This window comes from Fibrisoma montanum (genome assembly GCF_003583365.1).
Taxonomy (GTDB): domain Bacteria; phylum Bacteroidota; class Bacteroidia; order Cytophagales; family Spirosomataceae; genus Fibrisoma; species Fibrisoma montanum.
Genome location: NZ_QXED01000006.1, coordinates 372,295 through 393,088, shown reverse-complemented (window position 1 = coordinate 393,088; position 20,794 = coordinate 372,295). Strand labels below are relative to the sequence as shown.

The 20,794-nt window shown below is 54.8% G+C and carries 22 protein-coding genes; 13 read left to right on the top strand and 9 right to left on the bottom strand.

The annotated features are described in order from the left end of the window. Positions 1-20: 20 nt before the first annotated feature. From DYU11_RS21780 to DYU11_RS21760, 6 genes are all read right to left on the bottom strand, one after another. Positions 21-662 (bottom strand): VOC family protein, encoded by a 642-nt coding sequence (locus tag DYU11_RS21780; RefSeq protein ID WP_119669834.1) that lies wholly within the window; start codon positions 660-662, stop codon positions 21-23. 180 nt (positions 663-842) lie between these two features. Next, positions 843-1,364, bottom strand: coding sequence for a hypothetical protein (locus DYU11_RS21775; protein ID WP_119669833.1), 522 nt, complete (start codon positions 1,362-1,364; stop codon positions 843-845). A gap of 110 nt (positions 1,365-1,474) precedes the next feature. Next, positions 1,475-1,948: a cupin domain-containing protein gene (locus tag DYU11_RS21770; RefSeq protein WP_119669832.1), complete on the bottom strand. Its 474-nt coding sequence runs from the start codon at positions 1,946-1,948 to the stop codon at positions 1,475-1,477. Positions 1,949-2,335: 387 nt separating this feature from the next. Next, complete coding sequence (locus DYU11_RS21765; RefSeq protein ID WP_119669831.1) at positions 2,336-3,037, bottom strand: outer membrane beta-barrel protein; 702 nt, start codon at positions 3,035-3,037, stop codon at positions 2,336-2,338. Positions 3,038-3,235: 198 nt separating this feature from the next. Further along, entirely contained in the window at positions 3,236-3,370 is a 135-nt protein-coding gene (locus tag DYU11_RS33840) for a hypothetical protein (protein ID WP_262697132.1), read from the bottom strand. Positions 3,371-3,377: 7 nt separating this feature from the next. Beyond that, complete coding sequence (locus DYU11_RS21760) at positions 3,378-3,947, bottom strand: cupin domain-containing protein (RefSeq protein ID WP_119669830.1); 570 nt, start codon at positions 3,945-3,947, stop codon at positions 3,378-3,380. A 515-nt stretch (positions 3,948-4,462) separates the two neighbouring features. Here DYU11_RS21760 and DYU11_RS21755 point away from each other — a divergent pair. From DYU11_RS21755 to DYU11_RS21700, 12 genes are all read left to right on the top strand, one after another. Next, positions 4,463-6,361: an AAA domain-containing protein gene (locus DYU11_RS21755; protein WP_119669829.1), complete on the top strand. Its 1,899-nt coding sequence runs from the start codon at positions 4,463-4,465 to the stop codon at positions 6,359-6,361. 160 nt (positions 6,362-6,521) lie between these two features. Then, positions 6,522-7,400 carry a LysR family transcriptional regulator gene (locus DYU11_RS21750; RefSeq protein WP_229365972.1) on the top strand — a complete coding sequence of 293 codons (879 nt, stop codon included), beginning with the start codon at positions 6,522-6,524 and terminating at the stop codon, positions 7,398-7,400. A 68-nt stretch (positions 7,401-7,468) separates the two neighbouring features. Then, the gene (locus tag DYU11_RS21745; RefSeq protein ID WP_119669827.1) at positions 7,469-8,656 is read left to right on the top strand and encodes a threonine synthase; all 1,188 of its coding nucleotides are present in this window, start codon (positions 7,469-7,471) and stop codon (positions 8,654-8,656) included. Positions 8,657-8,864: 208 nt separating this feature from the next. Further along, positions 8,865-9,395: an outer membrane beta-barrel protein gene (locus DYU11_RS21740; protein ID WP_119669826.1), complete on the top strand. Its 531-nt coding sequence runs from the start codon at positions 8,865-8,867 to the stop codon at positions 9,393-9,395. A 203-nt stretch (positions 9,396-9,598) separates the two neighbouring features. Continuing rightward, the gene (locus DYU11_RS21735; protein WP_229365971.1) at positions 9,599-10,669 is read left to right on the top strand and encodes a sensor histidine kinase; all 1,071 of its coding nucleotides are present in this window, start codon (positions 9,599-9,601) and stop codon (positions 10,667-10,669) included. A 35-nt stretch (positions 10,670-10,704) separates the two neighbouring features. Further along, on the top strand, positions 10,705-11,754 hold the full coding sequence (locus DYU11_RS21730) for a sensor histidine kinase (RefSeq protein WP_119669825.1): 1,050 nt from the start codon (positions 10,705-10,707) through the stop codon (positions 11,752-11,754). Beyond that, positions 11,751-12,824 (top strand): sensor histidine kinase, encoded by a 1,074-nt coding sequence (locus DYU11_RS21725; protein WP_119669824.1) that lies wholly within the window; start codon positions 11,751-11,753, stop codon positions 12,822-12,824. The genes DYU11_RS21730 and DYU11_RS21725 overlap by 4 nt, the downstream gene beginning before the upstream one ends. Continuing rightward, on the top strand, positions 12,821-13,603 hold the full coding sequence (locus DYU11_RS21720) for a LytR/AlgR family response regulator transcription factor (RefSeq protein ID WP_119669823.1): 783 nt from the start codon (positions 12,821-12,823) through the stop codon (positions 13,601-13,603). The genes DYU11_RS21725 and DYU11_RS21720 overlap by 4 nt, the downstream gene beginning before the upstream one ends. Before the next feature lie 24 nt (positions 13,604-13,627). After that, entirely contained in the window at positions 13,628-14,107 is a 480-nt protein-coding gene (locus tag DYU11_RS21715) for a hypothetical protein (RefSeq protein WP_119669822.1), read from the top strand. 24 nt (positions 14,108-14,131) lie between these two features. Continuing rightward, the gene (locus tag DYU11_RS21710) at positions 14,132-14,845 is read left to right on the top strand and encodes a 16S rRNA (uracil(1498)-N(3))-methyltransferase (RefSeq protein WP_119669821.1); all 714 of its coding nucleotides are present in this window, start codon (positions 14,132-14,134) and stop codon (positions 14,843-14,845) included. Positions 14,846-14,932: 87 nt separating this feature from the next. Further along, the gene (locus DYU11_RS21705; protein WP_119669820.1) at positions 14,933-15,592 is read left to right on the top strand and encodes a DUF4159 domain-containing protein; all 660 of its coding nucleotides are present in this window, start codon (positions 14,933-14,935) and stop codon (positions 15,590-15,592) included. Between the two features lie 101 nt (positions 15,593-15,693). After that, positions 15,694-16,500, top strand: a complete 807-nt coding sequence (locus tag DYU11_RS21700) for an acyl-CoA desaturase (protein ID WP_119669819.1) — start codon at positions 15,694-15,696, stop codon at positions 16,498-16,500. Positions 16,501-16,566: 66 nt separating this feature from the next. Here DYU11_RS21700 and DYU11_RS21695 read toward each other — a convergent pair whose 3' ends face one another. The 3 genes from DYU11_RS21695 to DYU11_RS21685 all read right to left on the bottom strand — a co-directional run bounded on the left by DYU11_RS21695 (position 16,567) and on the right by DYU11_RS21685 (position 19,926). Continuing rightward, a complete protein-coding gene (locus DYU11_RS21695) occupies positions 16,567-17,094 on the bottom strand; it encodes a 5' nucleotidase, NT5C type (RefSeq protein WP_119669818.1) in 528 nt (175 codons plus the stop codon). Between the two features lie 85 nt (positions 17,095-17,179). Then, positions 17,180-18,577, bottom strand: coding sequence for a dihydrolipoamide acetyltransferase family protein (locus DYU11_RS21690; protein ID WP_119669817.1), 1,398 nt, complete (start codon positions 18,575-18,577; stop codon positions 17,180-17,182). Positions 18,578-18,657: 80 nt separating this feature from the next. Next, positions 18,658-19,926 carry a competence/damage-inducible protein A gene (locus DYU11_RS21685; protein WP_119669816.1) on the bottom strand — a complete coding sequence of 423 codons (1,269 nt, stop codon included), beginning with the start codon at positions 19,924-19,926 and terminating at the stop codon, positions 18,658-18,660. Positions 19,927-20,023: 97 nt separating this feature from the next. Here DYU11_RS21685 and DYU11_RS21680 point away from each other — a divergent pair, with 97 nt between their 5' ends. Further along, positions 20,024-20,785: a DUF4197 domain-containing protein gene (locus tag DYU11_RS21680; RefSeq protein WP_119669815.1), complete on the top strand. Its 762-nt coding sequence runs from the start codon at positions 20,024-20,026 to the stop codon at positions 20,783-20,785. Positions 20,786-20,794: the final 9 nt, after the last annotated feature.

The window sequence follows — 20,794 nt, the reverse complement described above, 5'->3', positions numbered from 1 at the left end:
TTGCTGGTAGGCGTATACGGTCAAATTCGTAGTGAATGGATCGCGGTATCATCGGTCTGAAACACAACCTTGCATTGCTGCGCAACGGCCGGTACGTCGGTAAATCGCCAGTTGCGGCCGGTTTTAGCCAGAATGAACAGACCGTAGTCATCACCGATGGCATTGAAGTCGGGTAACGGCTGGCTTTTTATGAACTGTCCGATGCCGAATCGCTGCGTCAGTTGCCGGGTCGTGGCCGGTACGTCGTTGGTTACCAGACCGATTTCGCTGATACCCTGGAAGATGTCGTCCGCCGGTTCGGCAAAGCCTGCATCCTGCCGCTCGATAAACTCCACCAGGTTACCGTTGTTGTCGAAGAAGTAAGCGGCCCGCGCTTTCCAGTTCGGGAAATACGCTACTTTACAGTGCGACGGGCTGGTATCGATGTAGGGGAGTTGGAACGAGTTCTGGTACTGCTCCAGTGCATAGAGCGGGATGTTAAAAGCAAAGTGGTACGGCTGTACAGGCTTGTCCGTCTGCCGGAACACCAGCTCGCTCCAACCCACCCGAAACGTAGCGCTCCAGTACGTGTAGCTGACCATCGGCAGCAGCAACTGCCGGGCGTAAAACTGCTGCGTAGCGAGCAGGTCGTTGGTTTCGAGTTCAAGGCGTACAATTTTCATAGCTGGTCGTGATTGGTGTTGGTAGTCGCCGGGTGTGAGGGTTGGCTCAGGATGACTACAGGTATTGTTACTGACGTGCGTCTATTCGTGTCCCCACCATACCTGGGTGCGGGGCCTGGGCCGGTGAACGGGCCGCCGGCGAGGCTTCGGAAGAAGGATCTGGATGAGTCGTTTCATGGTTTACACTGATTTCCAGGTCATGAAAGCCGCGTGGGCTTGTCCGTCTTCCGTGATTGATACCTTTACCTTCAGCGTGCTGGATGACGATTCCACAACGGTCCATTCCGATACGTCGGTTGGGTTCTGACCGTCGATGATCCGTAATTTCTTCGATTGGTCGTCGTACGACCAGGTGCTGGGCTTAACCGGACTCGGGTCCGTACTATCGTCGCAGCGGAGCCGGCCGGCATCACCGGTCATCTTGCCGCCCCGTTCGAACGTAACGGTATTGTCGAGGTCGCAGGCGCGCAGAAACCTGGTCAGGTCCGAATCAAGTTTACCGTCGCCGTCGAGGTCGATGGCCGGGTCAAGTGTAAAGGCGGTCATCTGCCATTTTTTACCCACAAAGCTCGGGACCGACGTACCGTTGCCGGGCTGGCCGGTTTGCGGCTCCACGCCGTCTTTGGGTTTATCGCAGGCGGCTGCGAACAGAAGGAGGCCAAGTAGTATTGACCAGAGAGAAAGGGTTGATGTGCGGTTCATGTTGTGTATTTGTTGTTGGCTGAAATTGGTTTGGTTGGGTAGGTTTCAGGAGGCAACGGCTCAGGTTCAGAGTTGAGCAACCTGAACCGTTGCCTCCTGAAACCCGATTACTATACGAACCTGATGCCGTAGCGGGTCGATGCGTCCAGGAATACCTGCATGGCTTCGGCCGGCATGGGCCCCTCGGGCTTCGGCGGCATGATGGCTTCCGTAGCGGCTTCGCTCAACTCGTAGAAGAAGTTGACAAAGTTGCCGGGCGTCAGGTACACCAGGATGTTGGCCGTCGGGCTGATGACGGTGTAGGCGTGGGGAACCTGGCGGGGCAGAAACACCGTCTGACCGGCAGTAGCCTCGATGGTTTTTTCGCCGACCGTTACGCGCAGCACACCGTCTTTGACGTAGAACATTTCGTCCTCCCGTTCGTGGATGTGCATGGGGGGCTCGGAGCCGGGGCGCATGTTGAATTCGACGAGTGAGAAAGCCCCGTTGGTTTGCTCACTGCTGACGTGTACGCGCATCAGGTATCCGCTGAAGTACCGGATAGCGCCGGATTGGGCAATGGGCTGTGAAATTTCAGTTGTCATGGCTGGTTAAAATTGAGGTCTGTATTTGTTTGACAGGTCAAAGTTGGCGCTGTACTGCGCGTATTCTATGGGCTACTCCAGTCAACCGGAAAAACAGAACGATGAACCGAATTTTCACGCCTGTCAGCCGACGTTGTCTCGGTCTGGCGTAAATGCCGACCAAAACAAAAACGACCGCAGTACGTCGCGGTCGCAGTGGTCAACGGATACTGTGGATTATGGATACGTACTAGTTTAATCCACTGAAGGACAGTCAGGTTATTTTTGTCATCCCGACGTTAGGAGGGATCTTCGGGTGAGGCTCTGTTCTTTTTCACTTACCAAAGATCCCTCCTTTGGTCGGCATGACAAAAACCGGCTTCTGGCTACTATGGCCGTTCCCGGTGTTCAGAACGCAAAACCGGCCGTAATCTGCCAGAGGCTCGTTTTGCCGACGAAGCGGGCGTCGTTGTTCGGGGTTTTGAAACCGACCGACGAGAAATCCGACAGATTGCCCTCGTAGCGCAGATCGAGCTGCAGCCCTAATAGTGAAAGGCCACCGCCGGCCTGGTAGCCGAACACGGCCTGTTTGGCGGTTTTGTCAATCGACTGCGTGGTGTATTGTTTGAACGCTTCTTTGAGGCTGTTGTTCTCCGAAACCGTCACCGACGCAATCGGGCCGGCGTTGAACCGCAGCGGCCCCAGCCGGAAGCCCACCAGCAGGGGGATGTCGAACGTGGTAAACTTAACGTTCACCTGCTGGGTCATCAGGCCCGTCTGCACCAGATCGAACGTACCACCCTTCGAGGACAGCAGCAGTTCCGGCTGCAGAAACACCTTGTTGCCCAGCCGCACGAACACGCCCCCGACGATGCCTGTTGTCCGTGAGTTGTTTGACTGGAAAAAATCGTAAACGACCTGGCCGCCCGACAATACGGGCATACCATTCTGCATCAATCGGGGTGCCTGGAATTCCAGGGTGTTCAACTGGGAGAAGTTGGCCCCAATTCTCAGACCCACTGTCATTTTCTTGCCCGACTGCGCCTGACAGGGAAAGGCAAGGGCTGATACACTAAGTGAAACCGCGAGTACTGCTAAGCGGAAAGACATTGGTTGGCGGATGTAGTTGGTTATACTACCAAAGATGCCGGGTTGGTGACAGACTGGCAATGGCAGTCTGTCCGAACTGGTATAACCGCTGGCTGGACTGATGTAGTTGCGGTGTCAGTTGCTACACAAAAACGCCCGGCTGTCGAAGAGACCGAAGCCGGGCGAAACCAAATGAATGAACTGCCGGTTCGCGGCAGTTTACATAATGAACGTACGTTGCGACATCTCCTCCAGGTTCGAGAACTGGTAAGCCTCAGAAGGCGATGTATAGCCGGGCTGGTAGCCGGTAAGCTGGCCGATCCATCGGCGAAATGTATGTAGGAACAGTAGCATAGTGTTGTTAGCGAATCATGACGTACCGCCGATGCAGGGTGGCAGCAACCCCTTTTTCTACCGCTTTACGGGACAGCCAGCGCATGACCGGAGCCGCCAGCAGCAGCCAGCGGGGTAATCCCGCATCGTCGAGCGTATAGAGGTAGCCCATCGCGAACGGATTCCTCGGAACGCCCGTCCGGTGACTGTATTGGCCGTCGCAGGCCAGACCATACGCAATCTGGATCGATTGCTCGAAGTTGGGGCAGCCCGGAGCGATTTCCCACCGAAACTGGCAGGGCTGAGCGGACCGGTTCGTGATGCGGTGCCGTGTTCCGGGCAGGATGGTTACCGACTCGCCGGACTTCAGGTGAACGTACTGTCTGTTGATCAGGAGCGTCAGTTCGCCCTCCACACACGTGAAAGTTTCTTCGTGCTGGTGCTGGGCATGGGCCGGTACGTTGCCGTTCGGGGGGAGAATCACTTCAAGTAACGTATGCTGCCCCTTGCTCTCGCTGCTGGTCTCGATAAAGGTAATATAGTCCCGGGCGATCGGATTTCGTATTGTTCTCAGAACGTGTCTTCCCTGAGTGACCATGATGTGGAGTGTTTCTGGTTAACGTAAAGAGTCTATGTGTGCTTGTAAAGAGCCTTTTTAAGCGGAAAGGGTTGTAAGGGATGTCAAAAAAAATTACGGCATCGGTTACTGACCGCTCGACAGCCAATCCTTGTTTTTCGGATGAGTCTTTAGTCTATCATCATTGAACAAGGCAATTTTAATGCCTAATAATCCTACCCGCCCATAGGCTGCAGTACTTTCTGGAATGTATGGAACGTCTTCGTGTGGGTAGCCAACGGATACAAACATCCAAAATACAGGCAGGCAGATCAACTAAATTGGTATGAAGTGCCGCGGATAACCGCTGAATGGGTGATCTGGCTGTACGAAATGTGTGTCTGCCGGCTTGCATTGCCTTAACAGAAGGGCTTCAGCAAGGTCAATGGGTACCTGAACCTCCGGACCGATTGGCCTTACCTGGCAGCGGCCGCCGGTACTGCGGTCAGGCTAGTTCAGGAAAATTGAGGATTGCTGGTAAATAAGGATCTTTGTACATGAATTATTTCAACCAGCTGCTTGACCTACTAAAGCTCGAACGAGACGAAGACCGGAATCAATATCAAAAACTCACCCAAACTACCTCCGTTGCCGAACGCCGGGCCAACGGGTTAACCTGGTATCCAATTGCCATCCGGGGCTCGGAGCTGGGCCGGGGTGACTACTTGACCGTCGAACTTGAACGCACTACGCACCAGGAGATTCCGCATCAATTCCGGTTCGGCATGCCCGCTGTCCTGTTCAGCAACCACGATCCGAAAATCGACCGCATCGAAGGCACCATTTCACACCAGAGTGGCAATCGGCTTAAACTCAGCCTGCGGACCGATGAACTCCCCGACTGGTCGCGCGATGGAAAGCTGGGGGTTGAGCTGCTGTTCGACGACAACAGCTACGACGAAATGGAGCAGGCCCTTAAAACGGCCAATACACAAAGCGAAAAATCGTCCCATCGGCTCATCAGCATTCTGACCGGCCAGCAGTCGCCGACGTTCCACCCGGATGTTCCTGAACGTCTGCTGCCCCAGCTGAATCCCAGCCAGGTTGCGGCCGTCAACAAGATTCTGGCGGCCAACGAACTGGCAATCGTACACGGCCCCCCGGGAACGGGCAAAACCACTACGGTCGTGCAGGCCATTAAAGCGCTGATCGGGCAGGACAACCAGAAAGTGCTGGTGGTGGCTCCCAGCAACACCGCCGTCGATCTGCTGAGCGAGCGACTGCACGACCAGGGAATAAACGTACTGCGGGTTGGCAACCCGGCCCGGGTTTCGGAGCGGCTGATGGCCCTTACGCTGGACCATAAGGTGAGCGAACACCCGTATATGAAGGAAGCCAAAAAGCTGAAGAAACAGGCGAATGAATTTCGGAACATGGCGCATAAATACAAGCGTCAGTTTGGGAAAGCCGAACGCGAGCAACGGAAAGCCCTCTTCGATGAAGCCCACCGGATCATGAAGGAGGTCGCCAATTCGGAACAGTACGTCATCGACGATCTGATTGCCCGGGCGCAGGTCATCACCGCAACGCTGGTGGGTGCCAACCACTACACCGTCCGTAATCTGACGTATCATACCGTCGTCATCGACGAAGCGGGGCAGGCCCTCGAACCGGCCTGCTGGATTCCAATTCTGAAAGCGCAGAAAGTCGTCCTGGCCGGCGATCACTGTCAACTGCCCCCGACCATCAAATCGCCCGAAGCGGCCCGGCGTGGGTTGAGTGAGACCCTGCTCGAAAAATGCGTGGCCCTGCACCCCGAAGCCGTTTCGCGGCTTGACGAACAGTACCGGATGCACGAGCATATCATGGGGTATTCGTCGCAGGTGTTTTACGAAAACAGCCTCAAGGCCCACGCGTCGGTAGCCCGCCATGCGCTGTTCGACGGCGATACGTCGCTAGTGTTTGTGGATACGGCCGGTTGCGGTTTCGACGAAAAGCTCGACGGTACCAGCTCCACCAATCCCGAAGAAGCGGCTCTATTGGTCAGGCATCTGACCCAGCTCGTTACCGACCTCAGTACGCGGTACGTACCGCAGAGCTTCCCGACCATCGCCGTCATTTCGCCCTACAAACAGCAGGTCAGTCTGCTGAACGAGCAGATCGCGAACACGCCGGAATTACGGCCGTATGGCCATGCTATTTCGGTCAACACCATCGACAGTTTTCAGGGGCAGGAGCGGGATATCGTCTATATCTCGATGGTCCGCAGCAATGCCGAAGGTGATATTGGCTTTCTGTCGGACATCCGGCGCATGAACGTAGCGATGACGCGGGCCCGCAAAAAACTCGTGATCGTCGGCGATAGCGCTACGTTGGCCGGGCTGCCGTTCTACGCCGATTTTATCGCTTACGCTGAAGCCCTCAACACGTACCAAAGCGCGTGGGAGTGGCTATAACCTTACCCTGATTGCTTTGAAAAGCCACACTCAGCGCTTTTTAATGACCGGCAAAATCCGTACTTTGAAGTTTTCTGAGGGCTTTTCTTCCCTGTTTGTCGTGTAGCTGATCCGCTTTAACCTGATTGATTCCGTGTTATCACTTCAACACCAAATGTTCATGGAAGTTGCCCGCCTGCGGAGCTTTACGAAGGCAAGCCAGACGTTGTTCATCAGCCAGTCGGCCATCAGTAAACAGATCAAGGCCCTCGAACATTTCTATAAAACCGCCCTCTTCGAACGCCACGGTAACTCCATCAGCCTGACCCAGGCCGGTCAACTGCTGTACACTAAACTGACCGACGTCTGGCAGGTACAACAGCAGCTCCATCAGGAACTGCGGCTGCTGAACGACACGTTTTTTCCACCCACCAAACTCGCCATTGGTGGCAGCACGACGATCAGCCTGTACGTATTACCGCCCGTGCTGTCGGCGTATCTGCAGGCATATCCGCAGGTGCAGATTAATGTGCTCAACCGGAATTCGGCGAATATCCGGCAGGCGCTCCTCGATCATGAGATCGATCTGGGGATTGTTGAAGGCCTGAACCCTGTCAACACCCTGACCTATACACCGTTTATGACCGACGAGGTGGTAGCGGTTTGCTCAGCCAACAGCCCCCTGAAAGACCGACGACTGGCCGTTCGCGACTTGCCTGACATTCCTGTAGCGTTGCGCGAATCCGGGTCCGGTACGTTGAGGGCGGTCGAGAATGCCTTGGGACAGTGGGGGATACACCTGGCTTCTCTCGCCATTCGGATTCGGTTAGGGGGCACCGAAGCCTTGAAAAATTTTGTGCTGGCCGATACCTGCCTCGCTTTTCTGCCGAAGCGGGCCATTCAGAAAGAACTGGTCAGGGGAGAGCTGATTCATGTGCCGATTGAGGACGTAACGATCCATCGGACATTTTCCTTCATTCAGCGAAAAGGCACTGAAAACAACGCGCTGGTCAACACCTTTATTCGGTTTATGGAACGCCATTATGCGCTCCGGGAATAACCCATACCCAAACGCTATTTGCCTGTGGCCCTGCGAGCAGACAATTTTCGGCTCGTAACCGAAAAATCATGACCGCGACCCAGCCCCGTTCTCTGCTTCAGGCGTTACACTGTTCCCAGTGTGGCCAGGAACAGTCTGCCTTCATCCGTCAAACGCTTTCAGCGTGCTGCCGCATGCCTTTGTTGAGCCGCTATGATCTGGCCCCGGACCGATTCCGCCCCGCCGACTTGCTGGCCCGGCCCGCCACGATGTGGCGCTACTGGGAGGTACTGCCGGTTTTGGACCCCCAACACCAGGTGAGTCTGGGCGAGGGCTTCACCCCGCTGCTTACACTGGATCGGCTGGCTTCTCTGACGGGCCTGGAGCGGGTGACTCTGAAAGATGAGGGGCTGAATCCTACGGGCTCTTTCAAAGCCAGGGGGTTGAGCATGGCCATCTCCAAGGCCAAAGAAAACGGCGAACAGGCCTGCATTATTCCAACCGCCGGTAATGCGGGGGTGGCTATGGCGGCCTATTGCGCCCGGGCGGGCCTGGAAGCGGTTGTGGTCATGCCCCGTCACACACCGGACTCGTTCAAGGATGAATGCCGATTCTACAATGCCCGGCTCATTGAGGTCGACGGTCTTATCAACGACTGTGCCGCCGAAGTCCAGACGCTGAACCGGGATGGCCGTTATTTCGACGTATCGACGCTGAAAGAACCCTACCGGCTGGAAGGCAAGAAAACGATGGGGTATGAAATAGCCGAGCAACTGAACTGGCAACTGCCCGACGTAATATTGTACCCGACTGGTGGCGGCACCGGACTCGTGGGAATCTGGAAAGCCTTCCGCGAAATGCAGGCGTTAGGCTGGCTCGCACCGAACCAGGCCCTGCCTCGCCTGGTTGCGGTTCAATCCGATCAGTGTTGTCCCGTGGTGGCTACGTACCGGGGGCTTCAACCCAACAGCAAACACTATGAAGGGCGGCCTACCCTGGCCAATGGCCTGGCGGTTCCCAGACCCATCGGTGAGCCGCTGATCCTGGCTGCTTTGCGGGAGTCGAAGGGAACCGCCCTCGCCGTTTCCGAAAATGCGCTGCTGGCGGGAACCCGGGCGCTGGCCCGGCACGAAGGGCTCTTTGTCGCGCCCGAAGGGGGCGCACTTTGGGCAGCTTTGCTCCAGCTGAAGGAACAGGGCTGGATTCAGCCGCACGAACACGTCCTGTTGCTGAACACCGGCTCGGGCCAGAAATACATGGATAATCTGACGGTGTAATGCGTTCGACGGCGTGGCCTATCCGGCAACCAGCCCGTATCGCCTGAGCTTTCCTGCCGGTTCAAATGCAACAGATAACAATTCATACAGGAAAGGAAGCACTTGAGGTGAATTTATATGGCAGACGCGCGCTTTGCCCACCACCTTTGTATCGTCAAACACAAAAAACAAACAGAATCTTCCTCTTTTTTAACCAGCAACAACTACAATGAAACAACTACTTACCCTCGCTACTGCGCTGTTCCTGAGCGCCTTTGCAACCAGCGCCTTTGCTCAGTCGTACAAAAACGGCGATAACCTCCTGAATGTCGGTATCGGTCTGGGAGCGTACACAGCCGGCGGCTTGCCCATTGGTGCTTCATTCGAAAAAGGCATTACCGATCAGATCAGCGTTGGGGGCTCGTTCGACTTCGCCCGCTACGGCTACAACTACGGTGGCTACAAGTGGAACTACACCTTCATGTACATCGGTGCCCGGGCTTCGTACCATGCCGGGGAACTGCTGAACATCAGCAACGATAAATTTGACCCGTACGCCGGGGTATCACTGGGCTTCCGGGCCGCTTCGTACAAGGATAACACCGGCTATGCAGACAACTACTACAACCCCTACAACAGCGGCCTGTTCCTGGGTCTGCACATCGGGAGCCGCTACCGGTTCAGCGAAAAATTTGGGGTGTTCGGCGAAGTAGGCTACGGAATCGCAGCCCTGAAACTTGGCCTGAGCGCAAAATTCTAGGATTACTACATAGAGTTTGGATAGAAGGCTGACTCCCCGGCGACCCTGTCGCCGGGGAGTTTTTTATGATGGCCATCACCGTTGTGACAAACGGGATACAACTCATCAGGGTTTATCCTCAATTCATCCGGGCAGATACGCAGTTCATGCATTCGCCCGGGCGGATGTTTTGCCGAATTCTGTTAAATTTGATAATAGTCAGTATGAACGTTTTCATTAACCGCGCACTTTCCTTTTTCTCCAAACCGGAGTGGTGGTACCACGTCCTGATGATGCCGTTGCTGTTTCCCCTCGGCAACTATTACTTCATCGGAACGCGGTACTTCGACGATACCCGGGTGTGCGTGGTGGGTACGGCAATCATCTTCGTACTATACTGGATTTCAGTCATATTGCTGACTTTAACGGTTCGGCGCGCGATCCAGTGGTTTCCGGATGTCCGGCAAACCCTCCCCCGATCGCTGGTGATGCTCGTGCTGGTGGGTTTATTAACGGTGTTGCTGGCGGTCTTCAACGTCTGGGTGTACAGCCTGTTTCCGCTGACCGGCGTCCGGTTTTCGTGGGGGGCAGTGCAGCCAATCTGGGCGTTGGGGTTGGTCTTCGACGTATCGCTGTGTCTCACCCTGACCATGCTTTATACCTATACGAAGTGGCATGAAAACCAGGCCGAAACGGAACTGCTTAAACGCGAGGCCCTGCAGCATCAATTCGATACGCTCAAAAACCAGATCAATCCGCATTTTCTGTTCAACAGCCTCAACTCGCTCTCGTCGCTGATTGGCGAGGACACCGAACGGGCCGAACAGTTCGTCGATCAGCTGGCGAAGGTGTACCGGTATTTATTACAGGCAAATACCCGCGATCTGGTTCCTCTTCGAACGGAACTGGATTTTATTACGGCCTATATTAACCTGCTGCAAACCCGGCATGGAAGTAGCCTGCAGGTTGAGCAGGCCATTGATCCGGCGTTGCTGGACAGTAGTTTACCCCCGCTGAGTCTTCAGGTGCTGGTCGATAATGCCATCAAGCACAACGTTATGCTGGCCGACAAGCCACTCTGCATTTCAATCCGCACAACGCCGGGGGGGCAGTTGCAGGTGGTCAATAACGTACAGCGCAAAACCCGCCGGTTCGAGACCCACCGGTCGGGACTGACCAACCTGATGGCAAAATATCGGTTATTGAGCAACACTCCGGTCAGTATTGAACAAACGGAGGTAAATTTCGGGGTAACACTGCCTTTACTTACCGTTTCCGGTGTATTGACACCGTAACCGACCGAACCAGGCAGCCCCAGACCCGAAAGCCGATGAACGACTACAACGATACCCGATTGCGCGTGCTCGGCCCGATTGTACTTTTTCTGTTCGGGACAATCTTCTTCCGGCTGAATATCTATTTTGATCTGGCGTTGTCCGCCATCCTTCAGTTCAATACCGTGGCGCTGACGGCCGGGTATATCTGCTGGAACCTGACGCGCTGGACCGTACGCGCCATCCAGCGCCGATTTCCGGGACTGCCACGTACCAGGGAGCGGCTGCTGTGGATTGGGCTGGCGTTTCCGCTGCTGGTCAACTTTGCCGTACTGCTGCGGGTAGAGGTACATCGGTTGCTGGCCGGGAAAGGGCTGGCGTTTCCCGACCTGTTCGATTACGTCGAAACAACCGGCATTCAGATTTTCTACCACTGCATTTACGTGGGTATCTACGAAGGCATCTATCTGTATCGCGAATGGCAGCAGACCTATGCCGAAAAGGAAGCGTTGCTGAAGGCACAGTGGCAGTCGCGGTTCGATTCGCTCAAGAGCCAGGTGAATCCGCACTTCCTGTTCAACAGCCTCAACTCGCTCTCATCACTGATCGCCGACGATCCGAAGAAAGCCGAAACGTTCGTGGATGAGATGTCAAGTGTGTATCGGTATCTGCTTCAGAACAACGAACGGGAGCTGACAACATTGGACAATGAACTGCGGTTTATCTATTCGTACACGCATTTGCTCAATACGCGCTACGGAAAGGGCATTTCGGTAAGTATTGACGTGGAATCGGCCAGTTTTGACAGTTATTTACCACCTTTAACGCTTCAAATGCTGGTCGAAAACGCCGTAAAGCATAACGCAACCATGCCTAACAGCCCACTTCATATTGAAATCAAAACGACCGGACCGGGCTGGTTGATGGTACGTAACAACCTGCAGCGACGTACCGTAAAGGTCTTGTCCAACCAGGTTGGCTTGTCGAATATTTCGGCCCGTTACCGCCTGCTGGGCGATCAGAACATCGTGCTCGACGACGACGGGGTGCACTTTACCGTGCTGCTGCCGCTGATCAGTCAGCCTAAATCAGTAGCCGTTTCATGATGACACTTCCTCCCAAACAGCGGGCACCCTGGTGGCTCAGTCTGAATGCCCGGATGCAGTGGCACATGCTGCTGCTGTTTCCGTGGTTCATTCCGCTGGTCAGCTACCTGCTGCTGGGACCTCGCTACCTCGCCGACTGGCAGACGTTTGTGGGGGCTACGGCCCTAAACCTGGCCATCGGCGTTCTGTGTCATTTCTCGCTCGATTCGCTGACGAAGAGTGTCGTTGGCTGGTTTCCGGGCCTGCGGCAGACAGGCCAGCGGGTGCTGCTCCTGCTGCTGGTGTTCCTGCTGGTTACACCCGTGGCCATTCTGGGTGGCCTCTGGCTGTACGACCACTTCCATCTGTTCGGGTACTCTGTTCACCCCGCCACGCTCAAACGGATCATGCTGTTCAACATAGCCGCTAACCTCGTTTCGGTAGGCGTCTACGAAAGTGTATACTCGCTCAACAAATGGCGGGAGAACATGCTCGAAAAAGAACAGCTGAAAAAGGCCAATCTGCAAAGCCAGTTCGAAAGCCTGAAAAACCAGGTAAACCCACACTTTCTGTTCAACAGCCTCAACTCGCTCTCATCGCTGATCGCCGACGAACCCCGCAAAGCCGAGGAGTTTGTCGATGAGATGTCCAAGGTATACCGGTACCTGCTGCAGACCAACGAAGGCGAACTGACGACGCTGGAAACGGAACTGGCGTTCACGCGGTCGTATTACCACCTGCTGAAAACCCGCTACGGGGCCGGCATTCAGCTGAACGTAGCCGTAGCGGCACCGTATGAAACGTACCAGCTGCCGCCCCTGACGCTCCAGATGCTGATCGAAAACGCCGTCAAACATAATGTTATCCACGTGGGCCGTCCGCTGACTATTGATATCCGGGTCGACGAATCCGGTCAGTTGCAGGTTCGGAATAACCTGCAGCGGAAATCCGTTCGGGTCGCTTCCAACCGAGTTGGGTTGGCTAATATTTCAGCTAAATATCGTCTCTTAACCCAGATCGAACCGACCGTCAGCGACGATGGTGGTTATTTTACCGTTGTTTTACCCCTTTTATCCCCTGTAACTGTATGAATGTATTAATCGTGGAGGACGAAGATTTAGCGGTTCGTAAACTGAGAAAACTGGTGCAGGAGGTCGACCCGACGCTCGATATCGCGGGCGTTACGGCCAGCATTGAAGATACGGTTGAGTGGATGAACCAGCACCCCGCCCCCGACCTGATTTTTATGGATATTGAACTGGCCGATGGGCAGAGTTTCGAGATATTCGAGCGGGTCGACGTGCGCAGTACGGTCATCTTCACGACGTCCTACGATGAATACGCTCTCCAGGCCTTTAAGGTCAACAGCATCGATTACCTGCTGAAACCCATCCAGCGCGAAGATCTTCAGCGGAGTCTGAAAAAATTCTACGATCTGCATGGCCGCAACCAGGCGCAGGAGGCCACGGCTCAACCCTTGAACCTGGATAAACTGCTGCGCGAACTACAATTGCAGCAGCAACCGAAAGAATACCGCAAGCGATTCCTGGTTCGGCAGGGCCAGCGGCTGCTCTCGATCGAAACCGGCGAGATTTCATACTTCTACACCGACGAGCGGTTCAGCTTTTTCCGGACGCACAACAATCAGAAATTTCTGGTCGATTACACCCTCGACGAACTGGCCGACGCGCTCGACCCAGCCCAGTTTTTCCGCATCAACCGTGGACTAATTCTGACCCACCGGGCCGTAGAACAGATGCAGCCGTACTTTGGCAACCGGCTGGCGTTAACACTCCGCCCGGCGTTTGAAAAGGAGGCCATCGTGAGCCGCGAAAAGGTGAGCGACTTCAAAAAGTGGATGGGGAAATAGACTACGTATCTACTTTCTACGCCCATGGCCAGACTTATTTTTGGGGGTATTATTGCCATTCTTCTGCTGGGGTTGTATGCCTACGCCACCATCGTCGCGATCATAACGGTCGAATGTCTGGTGCAGCACGGGCCGAATTCGACCTGCCAGTACGGGCCAAACCTGACCGAAGGCTTTACTACCATCCTGAATCTGGTGGGTGGGCTGGTGTCGGCCCTGGTAGTGGCCGTACTGGCCGTAACCAAACCCGACGATCCGCCGTCTGCCCTGGCGCTGACCGCTAAAATCCGCCCGGTAGACCTGACCAAAACCACCCAAAATGTCGTAACGGGCGTTTCGGTCGCCTACGTGATCGTGTGGCTCATCTGTGGTTTGGCCGCCCTGGTTGTCGGGTATATGCAGCATGCCGACGTAGTGCCGTCGCTGACCGCGTCGGGCAAGTCGTGGCTGGGTCTGGCCGTTGCTGCGGCTTATTCCTACCTCGGTGTCAATCCAGCCCGTTGATTTTGGCCGTATCTTTGGGTGAGTATGCATCTGTTTTATCAACCCGACGTCCAGACGGTTCCCTGCCTGACCGACGATGAATCCCGCCATGCGGTCAAAACCCTGCGCCTGGGTGTGGGCGACACTATTGCTGTGACGGATGGGCACGGAAACCGGTTTTCTGCCGTTATTACCAAAGCCGACCCCCGCCAGTGTGCCTTCCGGATCACGGGTCAGCAAAGCACTCCTTCGCGGCCCTTTTCCATTCGATTGTGCGTAGCGCCAACCAAAAACCTGGACCGTATTGAGTGGTTTGTCGAAAAAGCCGTTGAGGTAGGTATCGAACGGATCAGCTTCTTTTTCGGGCAGCATTCCGAGCGACGGGTGCTCAAACTGGAGCGGCTGGAAAAGATTGCCGTAGCCGCCATGAAGCAGTCGCTGCAAAGCTGGCTGCCCCAGCTGGACGAAGCTGTTTCATTCGATAACTTACTGAAAACCGTAGGGGAGGATCAGCGGTTTATAGCGCATCTACCCGAGCAGTCGGCCAACACGGATGAGCCACCGGCGCATTTGCTGCGGGCAGCCACCTCGGGTGGGCAGTATACCGTACTGATTGGGCCGGAGGGAGACTTTTCGGAACGGGAATTGCAGGCGGCTACTACGGCAGGATTCCGTATGGTAACACTCGGACAAAATCGATTGCGAACCGAAACGGCCGCGCTGGTAGCTTGCCAGATTTTGACTATATTGAACACGTAGAAAGTGTTGCCGCCGATTACCCGGATCTGACCCTGACCAGATGGGATGCTGGTGTAATCCGCGTAATTGGCGCCTGTATAAGACGAGATGAGAAAATTAATTTGTTTCCTGGTAGTTGGGTTTGTCTCATTGGCTACGGCCAGGGCGCAGTATGCCTACAAAATTGCTAAACTGAAGTACAACGGCGGGGGCGACTGGTACGCCAACAAAACGTCGCTGCCGAACCTGATTAAGTTCGCCAACGCGAACCTCCGGATGAATATCTTCCCCGAAGAAGACATTGTGGAGCCGGGCAGCCCCGATATTTTTAACTACCCGTTTGTGCACATGACCGGCCACGGCAACGTAGTTTTCACGGACGCAGAGGCCCAGAACCTGCGCCGGTACCTGATGTCGGGGGGATTCCTGCACGTCGACGATAACTACGGGATGGACAAGTTCATCCGGCGGGAGATGAAAAAGGTGTTCCCGGAACTAAACTTCATCGAGTTGCCGTTCAACCACCCGGTGTATCAGCAGAAGTACAAGTTTGCTACGGGCCTGCCGAAGGTGCACGAGCACGACGGCAAAGCACCCCAGGGGTTTGGCCTGATCTACCAGGGGAGGCTGGTGTGTTTCTATAGCTACGAGTGTGATCTGGGCAACGGCTGGGAAGATCAGAGTGTTTACAACGATCCCGAGCCCGTACGGCAGCAGGCCTTACGAATGGGCGCCAATCTGCTCCAATACGCGACAACCATAAATTAATTTGGTATTTTTCGGTTGTCGAAATACAAAACCGCGCGAAATACGTTAGTTTTGTATAGATTTTCCAAGTCTGTCTTTATTCACTTTAACTATATTACGTTGTGATTGTACTGGCTGCATTTATTGGGCATTGGTACCTGTCTCTGTTCTGCCAAACATTCTTTCTGCATCGCTACGCGGCTCATAAGATGTTTTCTATGAGCAAATTCTGGGAGCGGTTCTTCTATTTCCTGACGTACGTCTCGCAGGGATCGTCGTACCTCAGCCCCCGGGCTTATGCTGTGCTCCACCGGATGCACCATGCCTTCAGCGACACGCCCAAAGACCCCCACTCTCCGCATCACACCAAGAACGTGTTCACGATGATGTGGAAGACGAAAGACATTTATAACGCGGTGCTGCACCGCCACCAGACGGTCGAGCGGCAGTTCGACCGCAACTACCCCGTCTGGAACTGGATGGAGAAAGTAGGCGATTCGTGGGTATCGCGGATCGGCTGGGGTGTGCTCTATAGCCTGTTTTACATTTTCGCATACATCTACCTGGATATGCACTGGGCGTTTTTCTTCCTGTTGCCGATCCACTTCCTGATGGGACCGATTCACGGCGCAATCGTGAACTGGAGCGGTCACAAATACGGGTATTCGAACTTTGATAACCACGATCATTCGAAGAATTCGCTCATGCTGGACGTATTGATGCTGGGCGAACTGTTCCAGAACAACCACCACAAGCGGCCTAATTCCGCTAACTTTGGCGCTAAATGGTTTGAGTTTGATCCTACCTACCCGGTGATCAAAGTCTTACACAAACTGCGGATTATTGAGCTGCGGTCGCCGAAGCAAAGCAATCAGGCCCAGCACGAGGTCGGTCATGATCGCGTTATTGACAAAGAGGTAGAGGCTTAAGCCAGTGAACTCATACAAAAAAAGGGTACTCAGTCGAGTACCCTTTTTTTGTATGAACCGGCTGCATTATAACAGAACGGCCGCTACCTCCTTCCAGTCATTAACGCGCTGGTAGGCGGTTTCGTCGCGGTTGTGCAGGGCGGTAAACAACAGCCCATGTCCCTGAAACGTACGGATGTTGCGGGGCAGATCGTCGATCAGGAAGTCTGTGTTCAGTACACTCTTATCGCCCATGAAAATGTAATTGCGCCACGAGATAGCCGGAAAATGCTCCTGGAGCCAGTCCCATTTTTCGCGCAGTGAATTGGGGAATTCCTGAGCTGCGGACGCCACATAGACGTCGTATTTTTGCATCAGATCCGCAATAACGTCCTGCGCTCCTTCCATGACCGGAATATCACGGAAAAACCCCGGTTCGTAGACGCGACGGGATATGGTTTGATATTCGTTCTCGTCGAACAGCTCGTGGAATGACTTCTCCTTCAGCTGCTCCAGCGTATAGCGGGGCGCTTCGCCTGCCAGATACAATTGAATAAACTTAGCGTGGGTATCGGCCATGACATCGTCCATGTCTATGGCAATGCGTTGTTTCATGCTTGTTAGAATTGTAGACGTTGATCGTTGGCTACCAGGCTCTTAGTCGTAGCTGGTCTGATAGCCAACAGCTGGCATCCAACGTTTATAATGTTCGGTTTATATCAAACTGCTCCAGATAATCTGCCACGCGCCGGACAAACTGACCGCCCAGCGACCCATCCACGACCCGGTGGTCGTAGGAGTGAGAAAGGAACATTAGCTGCCGTATGCCGATCAGATCGCCCTGTGGCGTTTCAATCACGGCGGGCTTTTTCACGATGGCACCGAACGCCATGATGGCCACCTGCGGCTGCAGAATGATCGGTGTGCCCATGACGTTGCCAAACGTACCGATGTTGGAAACGGTATAGGTACCCCCGGCCAGATCATCGGCGGTAAGCTTGTTCTCGCGGGCGCGTTTGCTCAGATCATTCACCTTCTTGGTCAGACCGATGAGGTTGTACTGATCGGCGTCATGAATGACCGGCACGATCAGATTGCCGCTCGGCAGAGCCACCGCCATGCCAATGTTGATGGACCGCTTAACGATGATGTTGTCGCCGTCGACCGATACGTTGATCATCGGGAAGTCCCGGATGGCTTTTGCCACCGCTTCTATCAGCAGGGGTGTATACGTCAGATTTTCGCCGGTCTGCTGCTTAAACTGATCTTTGATTTTGGTACGCCACTGCACGACCGGAGTCATGTCGGCTTCAACGAACGAACTGACGTGGGGCGAAATCTGCTTCGACTCGACCATGCGCTGCGCAATCATCTTGCGCATCCGGTCCATCTGGATGATATCCGATTGCCCGTTCAAAGACGTAGCAGGTTTGGCGTGCCCGTTCGTTGACTGGCCTGCGGTTTGGGGCTTTGGGGCCGGTTCGGGGGCCGTAGGGGCGCTTTCCGGTTCAGTACCCTCGGGCCGTTGCTGCACGTAGGCCAGAATATCTTTTTTCGTTACGCGGTTGCCGGCACCAGAGCCGGGAATGCGGTCGAGTTCGTCCCGCGAAATGCCTTCTTCTTTCGCAATGTTCAGCACCAGGGGCGAGTAGAACCGGTTTTCGTACACGGGCGCGTCGGTCGTAAGCGCTGTAGCCGATGCCGCTACGGCTTTTTCGGAGCCGCGGCTACTCATCGACGAAATGCTGGCTTCCAGTTCCCGTGCCACCTCATGTTCCTCAGTGGGTGCCGGTTCGACGTTTTCAACGGGGGGCGTCTTTGCCGGAATGGGCTCTCCGGAGTCTTGAGCGACGGAGGCCTCAACGTCAATCCGGGCGATGGGAGCGCCAACCGCCACGACGTCGCCTTCGTTGACGAGCGTTTCTTTCAGAATGCCGTTGTGCAGGGCCGGTACCTCCGTGTCCACCTTATCAGTAGCCACTTCCAGTACAGATTCGTCGATTTCAATACGGTCGCCGGGCTTTTTGAGCCACGTAATGACCGTACATTCCATTATACTTTCGCCCATTCTGGGCATAACCATGTCGATGAGTGCCATTTGTTTGTACTGATAAAAGGAATGATGAGTGATAAAAGAAAAACGAACGTAGCGAATCGATGTTCATCATTTATCCCGCATCATTGGTTTACGAGTTCTTCACGGAGCAAATTTAACAGATACGTGCTGGTGAGTTGAATATTTTGGTCGCGATACTGCCCAAGTTTAAGCAGGCGGGTCACGGTACGCTGCGCTGTGGCGCAGGCAATCCAGATCGTACCGACGGGTTTATCGGGCGTGCCGCCGTCCGGACCGGCAATTCCACTGGTGGCAATGCCGACGTCGGTGCCAAGGGTTTTCCGAACGCCCTCGGCCATTTGCCGGATGGTTTCTTCGCTGACGGCACCATACTGCGCCAGGGTTTCGGGCTTTACGCCCAACTGACTGCTCTTAATCGCGTTGCTATAGCTGACAACGCTGCCCCAGAAGTAGGCCGAAGAGCCGGGTACCTTTGTGATTTGGGCCGACACGAAGCCACCGGTACAGCTTTCGGCGATGCTCAGCGTCTGGTTTTTGCTTTTAAGCAATCGACCTACCACGCTCTCCAGCTCGTCGTCATCAAAGCCGAATACGTTCTGCTGTATGAGGGGCATGACCTCATCGACCAGAGCGGCTAATTCGCGGTCAAGCTGGGCCGAATCCTGACCCGTGGCCGTCAGCCGTAGTTTCACCTGGCCGAAGCTGGGCAGATACGCCAGCCGGATGTGCGGGGGCAGGCTATCCTCCCAATCGGCGATGCGTTCGGCCAGAAACGACTCGCCAATACCGACTGTCCGGATGATTTTGTGCTTGATGACCGGGGTTTGAAAATAGGCCTGCAACCGGGGCAGAATCCGATGGGTCATCAGGTTTTTCATCTCGAACGGAACGCCGGGCAGCGATACGTACACCCGCCCCCGGTCGTCGCCCCGGTCGTGTTCAAACCACATCCCGGGGGCCGTGCCCCAGTCGTTCTGGATATAGACTGCATTGGCCGGCAGGTCGGCCTGACCGCGGTTAAGGTCAGTCATGGGGCGGCCTCGCTTCTCAAAAAAGCCCGTGACCAGTGCCAGTGCTTCCTCGTTGCGGACCAATCCGACTCCAAAGTAATCACATAGCGTTTTTTTAGTGATGTCATCCTTGGTCGGTCCCAGCCCACCCGTCAGGATAATGACATCCGCGCGCTGGTGCGCTTCGTGCAGAATAGCCAGAATGGCCTCGGCCTGATCGCCCACCGACGACTTGCGGACGGTGCGAATACCAATGTTTGTAAGCTCGGTGCTGATCCACTGGGTGTTTGTGTCGGTGATTTGCCCGAACAAAATTTCGTCGCCGATCGTAACCACTTCGGCCCGTATGGTGTTGGTCATACTATAGCACAGGCTCAAGCCTGTATTAATCAAGGGAAGCGCGCATTAAACGTTTGCTTCCGAACGCGATCAAAAGTACGTAAAAACGTTGTATTGCATGAACAGGAAGATGTGGCTGGCCTTTGTATTGGCCTCGTTCTTTATCCAACCGGCTTTGGCCCAGGATTCATCCCAGACTCAACCCCAGAAACGTAACGGGTTGGGCGGATTTCTCGAAAAAGTAATTACGACCGCTACCGGCGGAGATGGTAACCTCTCGGCTACCGAAATTGCCCAGGGCCTTAAAGAAGCCTTACAGATCGGTGTCGGCAAGGGGGCCGACCAGGCCTCGGCAGTCGACGGATATTTTAAAAATCCACTCATCCGAATTGCGTTTCCACCCGAAGCTCAGCGGGTAGCTACCCGGCTGCGGCAGCTAGGGTTCAACAAACAGGTCGATCAGTTCGAACTGTCGTTGAACCGGGCCGCTGAGGATGCGGCCAAAAAAGCAAAACCGGTGTTTCTCAAGGCCATTACGCAGATGACCATTCAGGATGCCGTAGGGATTCTGAGGGGGCAGGACAATGCCGCAACGCAGTACCTGCGCCGGACGTCGGGTGCTGAACTGGTTCGCGAGTTTACGCCCATTGTGGATAATGCGCTGGCCCAGAACAAAGCAACACGGTACTACAGTGATCTGGTGACCACCTACAACAAACTGCCGCTGGTCCAGAAAGCCAACCCGAACCTGACGGAATATGCTACCAACAGGGCGGTGGATGGACTTTTTCTGCTGATTGCACAGGAAGAAAAACGGATTCGCGAGAATCCGCAGGCCCGCGTAACGGAGCTTCTGAAGCGGGTGTTTAACCGACAATAGCAATCCCTT

Excerpts from the sequence above, each read along its gene's own strand:
- DYU11_RS21780 (WP_119669834.1), bottom strand. The coding sequence starts at position 662 with ATGAAAATTGTACGCCTTGAACTCGAAACCAACGACCTGCTCGCTACG.
- DYU11_RS21775 (WP_119669833.1), bottom strand. The coding sequence starts at position 1,364 with ATGAACCGCACATCAACCCTTTCTCTCTGGTCAATACTACTTGGCCTC.
- DYU11_RS21770 (WP_119669832.1), bottom strand. The coding sequence starts at position 1,948 with ATGACAACTGAAATTTCACAGCCCATTGCCCAATCCGGCGCTATCCGG.
- DYU11_RS21765 (WP_119669831.1), bottom strand. The coding sequence starts at position 3,037 with ATGTCTTTCCGCTTAGCAGTACTCGCGGTTTCACTTAGTGTATCAGCC.
- DYU11_RS33840 (WP_262697132.1), bottom strand. The coding sequence starts at position 3,370 with ATGCTACTGTTCCTACATACATTTCGCCGATGGATCGGCCAGCTTACC.
- DYU11_RS21760 (WP_119669830.1), bottom strand. The coding sequence starts at position 3,947 with ATGGTCACTCAGGGAAGACACGTTCTGAGAACAATACGAAATCCGATC.
- DYU11_RS21755 (WP_119669829.1), top strand. The coding sequence starts at position 4,463 with ATGAATTATTTCAACCAGCTGCTTGACCTACTAAAGCTCGAACGAGAC.
- DYU11_RS21750 (WP_229365972.1), top strand. The coding sequence starts at position 6,522 with ATGGAAGTTGCCCGCCTGCGGAGCTTTACGAAGGCAAGCCAGACGTTG.
- DYU11_RS21745 (WP_119669827.1), top strand. The coding sequence starts at position 7,469 with ATGACCGCGACCCAGCCCCGTTCTCTGCTTCAGGCGTTACACTGTTCC.
- DYU11_RS21740 (WP_119669826.1), top strand. The coding sequence starts at position 8,865 with ATGAAACAACTACTTACCCTCGCTACTGCGCTGTTCCTGAGCGCCTTT.
- DYU11_RS21735 (WP_229365971.1), top strand. The coding sequence starts at position 9,599 with ATGAACGTTTTCATTAACCGCGCACTTTCCTTTTTCTCCAAACCGGAG.
- DYU11_RS21730 (WP_119669825.1), top strand. The coding sequence starts at position 10,705 with ATGAACGACTACAACGATACCCGATTGCGCGTGCTCGGCCCGATTGTA.
- DYU11_RS21725 (WP_119669824.1), top strand. The coding sequence starts at position 11,751 with ATGATGACACTTCCTCCCAAACAGCGGGCACCCTGGTGGCTCAGTCTG.
- DYU11_RS21720 (WP_119669823.1), top strand. The coding sequence starts at position 12,821 with ATGAATGTATTAATCGTGGAGGACGAAGATTTAGCGGTTCGTAAACTG.
- DYU11_RS21715 (WP_119669822.1), top strand. The coding sequence starts at position 13,628 with ATGGCCAGACTTATTTTTGGGGGTATTATTGCCATTCTTCTGCTGGGG.
- DYU11_RS21710 (WP_119669821.1), top strand. The coding sequence starts at position 14,132 with ATGCATCTGTTTTATCAACCCGACGTCCAGACGGTTCCCTGCCTGACC.
- DYU11_RS21705 (WP_119669820.1), top strand. The coding sequence starts at position 14,933 with ATGAGAAAATTAATTTGTTTCCTGGTAGTTGGGTTTGTCTCATTGGCT.
- DYU11_RS21695 (WP_119669818.1), bottom strand. The coding sequence starts at position 17,094 with ATGAAACAACGCATTGCCATAGACATGGACGATGTCATGGCCGATACC.
- DYU11_RS21690 (WP_119669817.1), bottom strand. The coding sequence starts at position 18,577 with ATGGCACTCATCGACATGGTTATGCCCAGAATGGGCGAAAGTATAATG.
- DYU11_RS21685 (WP_119669816.1), bottom strand. The coding sequence starts at position 19,926 with ATGACCAACACCATACGGGCCGAAGTGGTTACGATCGGCGACGAAATT.
- DYU11_RS21680 (WP_119669815.1), top strand. The coding sequence starts at position 20,024 with ATGAACAGGAAGATGTGGCTGGCCTTTGTATTGGCCTCGTTCTTTATC.